11 protein-coding genes are annotated in these 14,252 nt (G+C 39.5%); all 11 read left to right on the top strand.

The window, feature by feature from the left end; genetic code table 11:
* Positions 1-2 precede the first annotated feature (2 nt).
* The 11 genes from dxr (at position 3) to rbfA (ending at position 14,205) form a co-directional block, all read left to right on the top strand.
* Positions 3-1,154: a 1-deoxy-D-xylulose-5-phosphate reductoisomerase gene (dxr, locus tag EPL02_RS15445; RefSeq protein ID WP_094912559.1), complete on the top strand. Its 1,152-nt coding sequence runs from the start codon at positions 3-5 to the stop codon at positions 1,152-1,154.
* 76 nt (positions 1,155-1,230) lie between these two features.
* The gene (gene rseP, locus EPL02_RS15440; RefSeq protein ID WP_094912558.1) at positions 1,231-2,490 is read left to right on the top strand and encodes an RIP metalloprotease RseP; all 1,260 of its coding nucleotides are present in this window, start codon (positions 1,231-1,233) and stop codon (positions 2,488-2,490) included.
* 116 nt (positions 2,491-2,606) lie between these two features.
* The gene (locus EPL02_RS15435; protein ID WP_094912557.1) at positions 2,607-4,307 is read left to right on the top strand and encodes a proline--tRNA ligase; all 1,701 of its coding nucleotides are present in this window, start codon (positions 2,607-2,609) and stop codon (positions 4,305-4,307) included.
* A 154-nt stretch (positions 4,308-4,461) separates the two neighbouring features.
* The gene (locus tag EPL02_RS15430; RefSeq protein WP_131888187.1) at positions 4,462-8,772 is read left to right on the top strand and encodes a PolC-type DNA polymerase III; all 4,311 of its coding nucleotides are present in this window, start codon (positions 4,462-4,464) and stop codon (positions 8,770-8,772) included.
* Between the two features lie 393 nt (positions 8,773-9,165).
* Positions 9,166-9,636 (top strand): ribosome maturation factor RimP, encoded by a 471-nt coding sequence (gene rimP, locus EPL02_RS15425; protein ID WP_094912555.1) that lies wholly within the window; start codon positions 9,166-9,168, stop codon positions 9,634-9,636.
* Between the two features lie 41 nt (positions 9,637-9,677).
* Positions 9,678-10,793, top strand: coding sequence for a transcription termination factor NusA (gene nusA / locus EPL02_RS15420; RefSeq protein WP_094912554.1), 1,116 nt, complete (start codon positions 9,678-9,680; stop codon positions 10,791-10,793).
* 12 nt (positions 10,794-10,805) lie between these two features.
* A complete protein-coding gene (rnpM, locus tag EPL02_RS15415) occupies positions 10,806-11,081 on the top strand; it encodes an RNase P modulator RnpM (RefSeq protein ID WP_094912553.1) in 276 nt (91 codons plus the stop codon).
* The gene (locus tag EPL02_RS15410) at positions 11,078-11,386 is read left to right on the top strand and encodes a YlxQ family RNA-binding protein (RefSeq protein ID WP_100346932.1); all 309 of its coding nucleotides are present in this window, start codon (positions 11,078-11,080) and stop codon (positions 11,384-11,386) included. The genes rnpM and EPL02_RS15410 overlap by 4 nt, the downstream gene beginning before the upstream one ends.
* 20 nt (positions 11,387-11,406) lie before the next feature.
* On the top strand, positions 11,407-13,449 hold the full coding sequence (gene infB / locus EPL02_RS15405; RefSeq protein ID WP_094912552.1) for a translation initiation factor IF-2: 2,043 nt from the start codon (positions 11,407-11,409) through the stop codon (positions 13,447-13,449).
* The gene (locus EPL02_RS15400) at positions 13,446-13,724 is read left to right on the top strand and encodes a DUF503 domain-containing protein (RefSeq protein WP_094912551.1); all 279 of its coding nucleotides are present in this window, start codon (positions 13,446-13,448) and stop codon (positions 13,722-13,724) included. Before infB ends, EPL02_RS15400 begins: the two co-directional genes overlap by 4 nt.
* A 115-nt stretch (positions 13,725-13,839) precedes the next feature.
* Positions 13,840-14,205: a 30S ribosome-binding factor RbfA gene (gene rbfA / locus EPL02_RS15395; protein WP_094912550.1), complete on the top strand. Its 366-nt coding sequence runs from the start codon at positions 13,840-13,842 to the stop codon at positions 14,203-14,205.
* Positions 14,206-14,252 lie beyond the last annotated feature (47 nt).

The raw sequence follows: 14,252 nt of genomic DNA, 5'->3' as shown, positions 1-14,252 counted from the left end.
ATTTGAAGAAACTTTCTTTATTAGGTGCTACAGGTTCGATTGGGCTTCAAACGGTTGATGTTGTTCAAGCTCACCGTGACTCTTTTGAACTTGTAGCAATGTCATTTGGTCGAAATGTACAAGAAGCACGTAAAATCATTCAATTATGTAATCCGTCTCTTGTTTCACTTATGAACAAAGAAGACAGTGAAACACTGAAGGCAGAATTTCCAAACGTAACGTTTATGTACGGTGAGGAAGGTCTGGTAGCAGTAGCCACGCATCCAGAAACAGAAGTGGTAGTGAATGCAGTTGTGGGAAGTGTTGGATTAGTACCAACTCTTGAAGCGATTAAAATGAAAAAAACAATTGCGTTAGCTAATAAGGAAACGTTAGTTACAGCAGGACATATTGTTATGAGTGCGGCTAAGGAATATGGGGTGGACATTCTACCAGTAGATAGCGAGCATTCAGCTATTTTTCAAAGCCTTCAAGGGCAGGATGATAAAGCAATTGATCGCTTAATCTTAACAGCTTCTGGTGGAAGCTTCCGAGATAAAACAAGAGAAGAGTTAAAAGGTGTAACGGTTCAAGAAGCATTAAATCATCCAAATTGGTCAATGGGAGCAAAAATCACAATTGACTCAGCTACGATGATGAATAAAGGACTAGAAGTCATTGAGGCACGCTGGCTTTTTGATATTCCTTATGAACAAATTGATGTATTATTACATAAAGAAAGCATTATTCATTCAATGGTAGAGTTTGCTGATACCAGTGTAATTGCACAGCTTGGAACACCGGATATGCGCGTGCCGATTCAATATGCGCTAACTTATCCAAAACGCTTACCGCTGCAGGGAACAGATCGATTAAGCTTGGCTGATATTGGCCAGCTACACTTTTCAAAAATGGATCAAGAACGCTTTAGATGTTTGCGTTTTGCTTTTGAAGCAGGTAAAGAAGGCGGTACAATGCCAACGGTTTTAAACGCAGCAAATGAATGTGCTGTTCAAGCCTTTTTAGATGGAGCTATTACGTTTTTAGAAATTGAAGATGTGATTGAACGAGCAATGAATGAGCATCAGGTTATAAAAAATCCTTGCTTGTCTACAATAAAAGAAGTAGATTTAGAAACAAGAAAACTTGTAAACCTTTTAGCTCGTACTAATTAAAGTTAGTATGGTAACTTAAAAAGGCGCATATTTCTAATTAACGTTTCACCTTATCATAAGAAGGGGGGCATACCCATTGAATACGGTCATTGCGTTTATTATTATCTTTGGTGCTCTTGTCTTTTTCCATGAGTTAGGGCACTTGATTTTTGCGAAACGAGCTGGGATTCTATGCCGTGAATTTGCCATTGGCTTTGGACCAAAAATTCTTTCGTTCAAACGAGATGAAACAGTCTATACAATTCGCTTATTGCCATTAGGTGGATTTGTACGTATGGCCGGCGAAGATCCGGAAATGATTGATGTGAAACCGGGTCAAGTTATTGGCTTGCTATTTAATAATGATGAAAGAGTAGAAAAAGTCATCATTAATAATAAAGAGCAGTACCCAGATGCCAGAGTTATTGAAGTAGAGCATGCAGACTTAGAGCATGAAATGATTATAAAAGGATATGAATCAGAAGACGAGGAACGACTACACACCTTTAGAGTAGCAGAAGAGTCGTACTTTATTGTGGACGGTGATGAAGTTCAAATCGCACCGTACAGTCGTCAATTTGCTTCTAAAACGTTGGGACAACGTGCTATGGCTATCTTTGCGGGTCCTTTAATGAACTTTGTGCTAGCGTTTGTTATTTTTGTGGTGCTAGGAATTTCCCAAGGCTATGCAGTGGATAAACCTGTACTTGGTGAATTAACTAAGGACGGCGCTGCTATTGAAGCTGGATTGAAACAGGGTGATGAAGTACAAGCAATTGATGGTGCAGCTGTGTCGACATGGCAGGATGTTGTTGAAATCATTCGTAAGCATCCAGAGCAAGAAATCATGTTCACCGTTAATCGTGGTGATGAAACGCGTGAAATAGAGGTAACACCGGATAGTCGTGAAATGGGAGAAGAAAAAATCGGTTTAATTGGTGTGTATGCACCTGTTGAAAAATCGGTAATTGGCTCGATCACAAACGGTGCAACCGAAACAGCAACGTGGATGAAAGAAATTGTAACTGGACTAGGCAAGTTAGTGACGGGGCAATTTTCACTTGACATGCTCTCCGGCCCTGTTGGTATTTATGCAGCTACTGACCAAGTGGCACAATCAGGTATTTACTATCTAATGAAGTGGGCGGCTGTTTTAAGCATTAACTTAGGAATCGTTAATCTGTTACCAATTCCAGCTCTAGATGGTGGACGTCTCGTATTCTTCGCAGTTGAAGCGGTACGTGGTAAGCCGATTGATCGACAAAAAGAAGGTGTAGTTCACTTTATTGGATTTGCGTTACTTATGCTATTAATGCTTGTGGTAACATGGAATGACATTCAAAGTTTCTTTTTATAAAAACAAATAGGGAATACGTGATGAACAAGTTAAGCCCCTGTAAATAGGGGCTTACTGTGGTTGTAAAAGCGTGATAAACTATGAAAATAGAGAAGTGAGTAAAGAGGTGCGAGGTTATGAGACAAAGTGCAACATTAATTCCTACATTAAGAGAAGTACCTGCTGATGCAGAAGTAAAAAGCCATCAGCTTTTATTAAGATCAGGTTTTATTCGCCAAAATGCTAGTGGCGTATACAGCTTCTTACCATTAGGTAAGAAAGTGCTTCACAAAGTCGAAGAAATTGTAAGACAAGAAATGGAGCGTGCTGGCTCAGTTGAATTACTAATGCCTGCACTTCAACAAGCAGAGTTGTGGAAAGAGTCTGGTCGTTGGTATTCGTATGGACCAGAATTAATGCGTATGAACGATCGTCATAGTCGTGAATTCGCTTTAGGTGCAACCCATGAAGAAGTTATTACAAGTTTGCTTCGTGATGAAGTAAAATCATACAAAAGATTACCTTTAAATCTATATCAAATCCAAACAAAGTTTCGTGATGAAAAACGTCCACGTTTTGGACTATTACGTGGTCGTGAGTTTGTGATGAAAGATGCTTATTCTTTCCATGCTTCACAAGAAAGTTTGGATGAAGTGTACGACAAGATGTATGAAGCGTATAGCCGCATCTTCGAACGCTGCGGATTAAACTTCCGCGCAGTTATTGCAGACTCAGGGGCAATGGGTGGAAAAGATACGCATGAGTTTATGGTACTATCTGAAATTGGTGAAGATACAATTGCTTATTCTGATACATCTTCTTATGCTGCCAATATTGAAATGGCTCCAGTCGTAACACAGTATGAGAAATCAAACGAAGCGCCTGTTGAACTTAAAAAAGTAAATACGCCTGATGTTCGTACAATTGAAGAAGTCGCAGCGTTCTTAAATGTGGAAGCATCATCATGTATTAAGTCGCTGTTATTTAAGGTAGATGACCGCTTTGTATTGGTCTTAGCTCGTGGAGATCATGAGATTAATGATATCAAAGTGAAAAATTATTTTGAAGCAACAGTTGTTGAGCTTGCAACACCAGAGGAAGCAAAAGAAGTGATGGCAGCTCAAATCGGTTCACTTGGTCCTATTCAAGTAAGTGAGAAAATTGAAGTAGTCGCAGATCATGCAGTAAAAGCTGTTGTAAATGGCGTATGTGGAGCAAATGAAGACGGTGTTCACTACCAAGGCGTGAATCCAGAGAGAGATTTTACAGCAACATATGAAGACTTCCGCTTTATTCAAGAGGGAGACGCTTCTCCAGATGGACAAGGTATTATTAAGTTCGCTAAAGGAATTGAAGTAGGTCACGTATTCAAATTAGGCACGCGCTATAGCGAAGCAATGGGCGCAACATACCTAGATGAAAATGGTCGTTCGCAGCCAATGATTATGGGCTGCTATGGAATTGGTGTATCACGTACATTAGCAGCAATCGCTGAGCAGTTTAACGATGAGAAAGGCTTTGTATGGCCTCAAGCTGTTGCACCTTATCATGTACATGTTATCACGGTAAATGTGAAGAATGATGAGCAGAGAGAGCTTGGTGAAACGTTATATAACCAGCTATTAGATCGTCGTGTAGAAGTATTGCTTGATGATCGCCAAGAACGAGTAGGGGTTAAATTCGCAGATTCAGATTTAATTGGAATTCCAGTGCGTGTTACGGTTGGTAAACGTGCTTCTGAAGGAATTGTAGAAGTGAAAATGCGTCAAACAGGAGAATCATTTGAAGTCCATGTTGACGAGGTAGAAGCAAAAATTATGGAAATGTTAGCTAAGTAATTTATGCTAACCTTAAAATCGCTCAATGCAAATATGACAAGTTTCGTATTTGCAGTTGAGCGATTTTCGTTTGATTTTATAAGCATTGCGTCAACAGCTGGTGCTAGGTTTATGTTAAAATGAAGTGCATTATTTTTTAAAGGAGGCAGAAGTTTTGGGAGAACAAACGCTAGGAAAAAAAGAGCGTTTTAAGCTACTGCTGCAGCAGTTAGAGTTAACGAGTGACCAAGTTGTTTCTTATTTTGACCAAGCCTCAATTGAAAAGGTAGTTATTAATAAAGAACAAAAAAAATGGCACTTTTATTTTCATTTTCAGCAAGTACTTCCGTTTAATGTATACGAGCTTTTTCAAGCACGTATTCAATCGGCTTTCTCACATATAGCAAACGTCTCTTTTTCTATTGTAGCAGAGACGAAAAATTGTACACAGGATGACATTCAAAGCTACTGGCAACATTGTATCAGCGAACTCCAAGGCATTTCGCCTTTACTAATGTCGCTTTTGCAAGGACAAAAGCCAATGCTAAATGGTGTAAAGCTAGTCTTAAATGCAAGACATGAAGCAGAAGGAACGGCTCTTCGAAAAAAATATGGTCAGCTAATTGCCGACCAGTACGCATCCTATGGTTTTCCGCAGATGCAGCTTGTAACTGAGGTTGTGCATTCTGAAGAAGCTTTTCAACAGTTTGTTGAGCAGCGTAAACAGGAAGATACCGAAAAAGTGTTACAAGCCATTACTGAAATGCAGAATAAAGAAAATGAGAAAAGTGATGGACCAGACGTACCAAAAGGTCCCCTCACAATCGGTTATACAATTAAAGATGAAGTGGTTTCACTTGATACCATTGTTGATGAAGAGAAGAGAATTGCGGTACAAGGCTATGTGTTTGATGCTGAAACAAGAGAGCTTAGAAGCGGCCGTACGCTATTAATCTTTAAAATTACAGATTATACAAATTCCATTATGATTAAGATGTTCTCACGCGATAAAGAAGACATTCCACTACTTCAAGCAATTAAAAAAGGCATGTGGGTGAAAGTGCGAGGCAGTGTACAAAATGATACCTTTGTCCGTGATCTTGTTATGATTGGAAACGATGTGAATGAAATTTCTCCAATTACAAGACAAGATAAAGCTTCTGATGACGAAAAGCGTGTTGAACTTCATCTCCATACACCGATGAGTCAAATGGACGCCGTGACATCGGTGAGTACATTAGTCGGTCAAGCTAAAAAGTGGGGACATAAAGCCATTGCCGTAACCGATCATGCTGTAGCTCAATCATTCCCTGAAGCATACGGTGCCGGAAAGAAAAACGGTATTAAAATTTTATATGGCGTGGAAGCAAATCTAGTCGATGATGGTGTACCAATCGCATACAATCCTCAAGATGTTTCACTTCCAGATGCTACGTATATCGTATTTGACGTAGAAACAACAGGCTTATCAGCTGTGTATGACACGGTCATTGAGCTAGCTGCTGTTAAGATGAAAGAGGGAGAAATCATTGATAAGTTTGAAAGCTTTGCTAACCCGCATCACCCTCTTTCAGCTACAACAATTGAATTAACGGGCATTACAGACGATATGGTCCAAGATGCGCCTGATGCTTCAGAGGTATTAAAGAAGTTTAGCGATTGGATTGGAAATGACATTTTAGTTGCACATAACGCGAGCTTTGACATGGGCTTTTTAAATGCAGGATTACAGCGAGCTGGATTCGAAAAAGTGCAAAATGGTGTGATTGATACCTTAGAGCTAGCAAGGTTTTTATATCCACATATGAAAAATCATCGTTTGAACACGTTAGCGAAAAAGTTTGATATAGAGTTAGTCCAGCATCACCGTGCGATTTATGATGCTGAAACAACAGGCTATTTACTAGCAAAAATGTTAAAAGATGCGTTTGAACGTGATATCTTAAATCATAATCAGCTTAACGATTATATGGGAGAAGGGAATGCTTACCAGCGCGCACGCCCGTATCATGTGACGATGTTGGCTCAAAATGAAACAGGCTTAAAAAACTTGTTTAAGCTCATTTCAATGTCTCACTTAAACTATTTCTATCGTGTACCGCGTATCCCGCGTTCCAAACTTCAAAAGTTTCGAGAAGGGATTTTAATCGGGACTGCTTGCGACCGCGGTGAAGTATTCGAAGGAATGATGCAAAAAGGTATCGATGAAGTGCAAGAAGCAGCAGAATTTTATGACTATATTGAGGTACAGCCACCTGAAAACTACAAGCATCTCATTGAACTAGAGCTGGTAAGAGACGAGCGAGCGTTAAAAGATATTATTAATAATATTGTGAAGCTTGGTGAAAAGTTAGATAAACCTGTAGTTGCTACTGGAAACGTTCATTATCTAAATCCAGAAGATAAAATCTATCGAAAAATATTAATTAGTTCACAGGGTGGTGCTAATCCACTTAATCGTCATCAGCTACCAGACGTTCATTTCCGCACAACAGATGAAATGTTGGAGTGCTTTTCATTTTTAGACGCTAATAAAGCCAAGGAAATTGTCGTAACAAATACGCAAAAAATTGCTGATATGATTGAAGAAGTTAAGCCAATTAAAGACGACTTGTATACGCCGAAAATTGAAGGTGCCGATGAGGAAATGAGGGCGATGAGCTATGCGATGGCTAGAAGCATCTATGGAGATGATTTACCAGAAGTCGTTGAAGCAAGACTGGAAAAAGAGTTAAAAAGTATCATTGGTCACGGCTTCGCGGTTATTTATTTAATTTCTCATAAGCTTGTAAAGAAATCTCTAGATGATGGGTATCTTGTTGGTTCACGTGGTTCTGTTGGATCTTCATTTGTTGCGACAATGACGGAAATCACTGAAGTAAACCCATTGCCACCGCATTATGTATGTCCTTCGTGTAAGCACTCAGAGTTTTTTGATGACGGTTCGGTTGGTTCTGGATTTGACCTACCTGATAAAAGCTGCGTGGAGTGTGGCACGCCGTATAAAAAAGACGGACATGATATCCCCTTTGAAACGTTCCTTGGTTTCAAAGGAGATAAAGTACCAGATATCGACTTAAACTTCTCTGGAGAGTATCAGCCAAGAGCACATAACTATACAAAAGTATTATTCGGAGAAGATAACGTATATCGTGCTGGAACAATTGGTACCGTTGCAGAGAAGACGGCGTATGGCTATGTAAAAGGGTACGCTGGAGATCATGAATTGCACTTGCGAAATGCGGAAGTTGATCGATTAGTAGCAGGGTGTACAGGAGTAAAGCGAACAACAGGGCAGCACCCTGGGGGAATTATCGTTGTACCCGATTATATGGATATCTATGACTTTACACCAATTCAGTTCCCAGCAGATGATCGAAATTCAGAATGGCGCACAACGCATTTTGACTTCCATTCGATTCATGATAATCTCTTAAAGCTTGATATTCTAGGGCACGATGATCCTACGGTTATTCGTATGCTACAAGATTTAAGTGGGATTGACCCCAAGACCATTCCGACAGATGACCCGGAAGTCATGAAAATCTTTAGCGGAACAGAATCATTAGGCGTCACGGAAGAGCAGATTATGTGTAAAACAGGAACTCTCGGTATTCCTGAATTCGGAACCCGATTTGTTCGTCAAATGCTAGAAGACACAAAGCCATCTACGTTCTCAGAGCTTGTGCAAATTTCTGGACTATCTCACGGAACAGATGTATGGTTAGGAAATGCCCAAGAGTTAATCCGTAACAATATTTGTAACCTAAGTGAAGTAATTGGCTGTCGTGATGATATTATGGTGTATTTAATTTATCAAGGGCTGGAGCCTTCTTTAGCGTTTAAAATCATGGAATCAGTTCGTAAAGGGAAGGGATTAAGCCCTGAATTTGAAGAAGAAATGATTAAAAACGGCGTACCGGATTGGTACATTGATTCATGTAAAAAGATCAAGTACATGTTCCCGAAAGCCCATGCGGCAGCATATGTTTTAATGGCTGTACGTATCGCATACTTCAAAGTTCATCATGCACTTTTATATTATGCAGCATATTTTACAGTACGTGCCGATGATTTCGACATTGATACAATGATTAAAGGTTCAACTGCTATTAAATCGAAAATGGAAGAGATTAACGGTAAGGGACTTGATGCTTCTCCAAAAGAGAAAAATTTATTAACAGTGCTTGAACTTGCGCTTGAAATGTGTGAACGGGGCTATTCGTTCAAAAAAGTTGACCTGTATGAATCAAGTGCCGATGAATTTATTATTGATGGAACATCCCTAATCCCACCATTTAACTCTATTCCAGGATTGGGAACAAATGCGGCTTTAAATATTGTGAAAGCCCGCAAAGATGGCGAGTTTTTATCAAAAGAAGATCTGCAGCAAAGAGGAAAAGTATCAAAGACAATTCTAGAGTATTTAGACAATCATGGTTGTTTAGAAAGCCTGCCAGATCAAAACCAACTTTCACTTTTCTAACATTTGCATAAAATAAGCGGTTATGATATAGTGAATGTGGAAATGCTAAGGATACGGACGAGTAAAGAGTGGGGAAACCCGCTCTTTCTTATTGATATGAACTTACGAACTAGTAAGGAGTATGGGAAACGAATCGGCGGTTAGCATGATTCGTTTTTTCTGTACGTGCATGCTTTTTAACTCGAGACGTTCTAGCATCGAAACTTAAGTATCGGACTGTATCACGGCGATATGAATTGAAAACATCCATTATTAATTTCATCATCCTTACTCATTAGTATATCGTGCGTATGTACCAGCTTCATACTAGGTATTGAAAGGACAGTATCAAATGTGTCCACTCTTTTTTAGATAAGAGACAGATATTTTGTTGTCTCGAAAGGAGGATTAGAAATGGGCAAAAGCGTAAAAGAAACAGTAGAAGAAATGGTTACACCAATTTTAGAAGAAATGAACTTAGAGCTAGTAGAAATAGAATATGTGAAAGAAGGGCGCGATTGGTTCCTTCGAGTTTTTATTGATTCTGAAACGGGTGTAGACATTGAAGACTGCGGAACTGTAAGTGAAAAGCTTAGTGAGAAAATGGATGAAGTTGATCCAATCACACACAACTATTTCCTTGAAGTATCTTCTCCAGGTGCTGAGCGACCTTTGAAGAAGGATAGAGACTTTGAACGTTCAATCGGTAAGCATGTATACATAAAAACATATGAACCAATTGAAGGTGCAAAGGAGTTTGAAGGCGAACTAGTAGCATTTGACGGTACAACAGTAACGTTGTCAATTCGCATTAAAACACGCACAAAAACAGTGGAATTACCATATGAAAAAGTCGCGTTTGCAAGGCTAGCAATTGTGTTTTAACGCATTAGCAACTAGCTAATATTAAAGGGGGATTAACCAAAATGAGCAGTGAGTTATTAGATGCCTTGGTAGTTCTTGAAAAAGAAAAAGGCATTAGTAAAGATGTTATTATTGAAGCGATTGAAGCAGCGTTAATTTCTGCTTATAAGCGCAATTTCAATCAAGCGCAAAACGTGCGTGTTGATTTAAATTTAGATCGAGGAACAATGCGCGTATTCGCACGCAAAGACGTTGTAGATGAAGTGTATGATCCTCGCTTGGAAATTTCAGTTGAAGAAGCCCAAGGAATCAATCCTAACTTCCAATTAGACGACGTTGTAGAGATTGAAGTAACGCCAAAAGACTTCGGTCGTATTGCTGCACAAACAGCGAAGCAAGTTGTAACACAACGCGTTCGTGAAGCAGAGCGCGGCGTTATCTACTCAGAGTTTAGCGATCGTGAAGAAGACATCATGACAGGAATTGTTCAGCGTCAGGATTCTCGCTTTATCTATGTAAGCCTTGGGAAGATTGAGGCTCTTCTACCACAAAGCGAACAAATGCCAAATGAACAATACAAACCACATGACCGTATTAAAGTGTATATCACAAAAGTGGAAAAAACAACAAAAGGTCCTCAAATTTACGTTTCCAGAACACACCCTGGATTACTTAAGCGTTTATTTGAAAAAGAAGTACCAGAAATTTATGATGGTACGGTTGAATTGAAGTCAGTTGCACGTGAAGCTGGCGATCGTTCTAAAATCTCTGTACACTCAGAGTTTGCTGAAGTAGATCCAGTTGGTTCTTGTGTTGGTCCAAAAGGACAACGTGTTCAGGCTGTAGTGAATGAATTAAAAGGTGAAAAAATTGATATCGTTCGCTGGTCAAATGACCCGGTAGAATTTGTGGCAAACGCGCTAAGTCCATCAAAAGTATTAGAAGTAATGGTAGATGAAGAAGAGAAAGCAACAACGGTTATCGTACCGGATTACCAACTGTCGTTAGCCATCGGTAAACGTGGACAAAATGCACGTTTAGCAGCTAAGCTAACAGGGTGGAAAATTGACATTAAGAGTCAATCGGAAGCAGAGCAAGAAGGTATTTATGTTCAAAAAAGTGATGACATGTTAGTGAGTCAACATGCATTTGATTCAGACGAAGATGACATGGAATAAGAGGTGAGCCAAATGAACAATCGTAAAAAAGTCCCGATGCGAAAATGTGTGGCCACTGGTGAAATGATGCCTAAAAAAGAGTTGGTACGAGTTGTACGCTCTAAAGAAGGTGAAGTTTCGGTTGACTTAACGGGTAAAAAGTCCGGGCGTGGTGCTTATTTAAGTAAAGATAAAGAAGCCATTTTATTGGCAAAAAAGAAAAATGTCTTATCCACTCACTTAAGCGCACCGATTGAAGAAGCAGTTTATGATGAATTGTTGACGCTTGTAGAAAAGGAGAAGCAATGACATTGAATAATGAAAAGTGGCTCTCTTTTTTAGGACTTGCAAATCGAGCACGTAAATTAATTTCTGGTGAAGAGCTTGTAATAGGAGAAGTACGTAAAAAAAAAGCAAAGCTTGTTCTTTTAGCCGGTGATGCATCAGATAACACAACAAAAAAAGTCATCGACAAATGCACGTATTATCAAATTCCGGTTCGAACCGTTGTGGATCGCTACGTTTTAGGAGAAGCAATCGGTAAAGATGCACGTGTTGTCGTTGCAGTGATGGATAGTGGCTTTGCCAAAAAGCTAATCACGATGCTCGATTAATCTTTTTGGGGGTGAAAATATTGAGTAAAGTTCGCGTACATGAATATGCAAAACAATACAATATTTCAAGCAAAGACGTTATAGAAAAATTAAAAGAAATGAATGTTGAAGTGTCTAACCACATGACAACGTTAGAGGATGAGCATGTGAAAAAACTAGATGCAGCACTAAATAATAATTCAAAACCAAATAACAATGATAAAAAAGGTAACAAAAAGCCAGCAAAACCTGCTGCCAATAAAGGTGGAAAAGGCAATAGAAAGCCTCAGGGAGGAAAAGGAAGACCTGCACCAGCACAAACAAAAGAACTTCCTGAAAAAATCACATACTCTGAAAGCTTAACAGTGTCTGAACTGGCAAAAGAGTTAGGCAAAGAGCCTTCAGAGATTATTAAAAAGCTGTTCATGGTTGGCGTTATGGCAACAATCAACCAAGAACTTGAAAAAGAAGCAATTGAACTAATCGCTGGCGAGTATGGCGTAGAAGTTGAAGAAGAAGTTGTGGTAGACGCAACGGACTTTGAAGCAATGGAAATCATTGACGATGAGAAAGATCTTCAAATTCGCCCACCAGTTGTTACAATTATGGGTCACGTAGACCATGGTAAAACAACGCTATTAGATTCAATCCGTAACACAAAGGTAACTGCAGGAGAAGCTGGTGGAATCACACAGCATATCGGTGCTTATCAAGTTGTGGTAGAAGAGAAGAAGATTACGTTCTTAGATACACCAGGACACGCCGCGTTTACAACAATGCGTGCGCGTGGAGCAAAAGTAACAGATATTACAATTCTTGTTGTTGCAGCTGATGATGGTGTAATGCCACAAACAATTGAAGCGATTAACCATGCAAAAGCTGCTGAGGTACCAATTATTGTAGCTGTTAATAAAATGGATAAAGAAGCAGCAAACCCAGACCGCGTGATGCAAGAGTTAATGGAACACGGACTAGTAGCGGAAGAATGGGGTGGAGATACAATCTTCTGTAAGCTATCTGCTCTATCAGGAGAAGGTATTGACCAGCTTCTTGAGATGATCCTATTAGTAAGTGAAGTAGAAGAATTAAAAGCAAACCCAAATCGTCGTGCTGTTGGAACAGTTGTCGAAGCACAGCTTGATAAAGGCCGCGGTTCAGTAGCTACTTTGCTTGTTCAAAATGGAACATTAAAAGTTGGAGATCCAATCGTTGTCGGAAATACGTTTGGTCGTGTTCGTGCAATGGTAAACGACATCGGTCGTCGCGTGAAAGAGGTTGGTCCTTCAACTCCAGTTGAGATCACAGGTCTAAACGATGTACCTTTAGCTGGTGACCGTTTCATGGTGTTTGAAGATGAAAAAACAGCTCGTCAAATCGGTGAGCTACGTGCTCAAAAGCAGCTTGAACAACAGCGTGGTGAGAAAACGCGTGTAAGCTTGGATGATTTATTTGAGCAAATCAAGCAAGGTGAAATGAAGGACTTAAACTTAATCGTAAAAGCTGACGTACAAGGTTCTGTTGAAGCTCTAGCAGCATCTTTACAAAAGATTGACGTTGAAGGCGTAAACGTACGCATCATTCACACTGGCGTAGGGGCAATTACAGAATCTGATATCATCTTAGCAACAGCCTCTAATGCAATTGTAATTGGATTTAACGTACGTCCAGATGCAGGTGCAAAACGCACGGCAGAAGCTGAAAAAGTAGATATTCGTCTACACCGTATTATCTATAAAGTAATTGAAGAGATTGAATCAGCGATGAAAGGAATGCTTGATCCTGAGTTTGAAGAAAAAGTTATTGGTCAAGTTGAAGTTCGTCAAACGTTCAAAGTATCTAAAATTGGTACAATCGCGGGTGGTTACGTAACAGAAGGTAAGATTACGCGCCACAGCAGCATCCGTTTAATTCGTGATGGTATCGTTATCTTTGAAGGTGAAGTTGATGCTCTAAAACGATACAAAGATGATGCAAAAGAAGTAGCTCAAGGCTACGAGTGTGGGATTACAATTAAAAACTTCAATGATATTAAAGAAGGCGATGTTATTGAAGCATACGTAATGGAGCAAATCGATCCTAAGTGATTGGATTAGTGGAATGTGAATGTCTAATTTATAACGCAGCCTCACTCAAGGATAAGCGAGCTGTTTTACAGCGGATTATAATGCGCTTAAAACAAAAGTACAATGTATCGGTATCCGAAACGGATTTTCAAGATGTGTGGCAGCGCACAAAAATTAGCATAGTTGCAGTTTCGTCTAGTCGCGTCGCAACGGAACAAGAATTACAAAAAGCAATTGCTCTAATTGATTCTTTTCCAGAAATCGAGCGCACTATTACAACCTTTGATTGGTTATAATACCGATTATAAGTAGAAAAACTTTCTGCTAATGAAGTGTTTGAACCAATCAGATTTTTCAGGCTGATATAATAACAGTCAGCCTGTTGAAGTGGTATAAAAGGGGTGACACAGTATGAAAATTAGAGCAACTAGAGTCGGTGAACAAATGAAAAAAGAGCTAGGCGAGATTTTAAATCGAAAAATTAAAGATCCTCGCATCGGCTTTGTAACGGTTACGGACGTTCAAGTTTCAGGCGATTTGCAGCAAGCAAAAGTATATATCTCTGTACTAGGGGATGCTGATCAGCGTGAGAATACGTTAAAAGGTCTTGCGAAAGCAAAAGGCTTTATTCGTTCAGAAATTGGTCAGCGCATTCGCTTACGTAAAACACCTGAAATTACATTTGAATTTGATGAGTCGATTGATTATGGTAATCGCATTGAGTCATTGCTTCATGAAATTAAAAAAGAAAGCAACGATGAGCAAGACCATAGTTAATGGATGATTAAACAAACTGCTCAAATGAGCATGATAAAGGGTGTCTC

This window comes from Bacillus sp. CBEL-1 (assembly GCF_004348885.1).
GTDB lineage: Bacteria > Bacillota > Bacilli > Bacillales > Bacillaceae_H > Priestia > Priestia aryabhattai_A.
The sequence above is the reverse complement of the archived record's forward strand: the minus strand, read 5'-3'. Positions and strand labels throughout refer to the sequence as shown.

Excerpts from the sequence above, each read along its gene's own strand:
- rnpM (WP_094912553.1), top strand. The coding sequence starts at position 10,806 with ATGAACAATCGTAAAAAAGTCCCGATGCGAAAATGTGTGGCCACTGGT.
- nusA (WP_094912554.1), top strand. The coding sequence starts at position 9,678 with ATGAGCAGTGAGTTATTAGATGCCTTGGTAGTTCTTGAAAAAGAAAAA.
- EPL02_RS15435 (WP_094912557.1), top strand. The coding sequence starts at position 2,607 with ATGAGACAAAGTGCAACATTAATTCCTACATTAAGAGAAGTACCTGCT.
- EPL02_RS15410 (WP_100346932.1), top strand. The coding sequence starts at position 11,078 with ATGACATTGAATAATGAAAAGTGGCTCTCTTTTTTAGGACTTGCAAAT.
- rimP (WP_094912555.1), top strand. The coding sequence starts at position 9,166 with ATGGGCAAAAGCGTAAAAGAAACAGTAGAAGAAATGGTTACACCAATT.
- rbfA (WP_094912550.1), top strand. The coding sequence starts at position 13,840 with ATGAAAATTAGAGCAACTAGAGTCGGTGAACAAATGAAAAAAGAGCTA.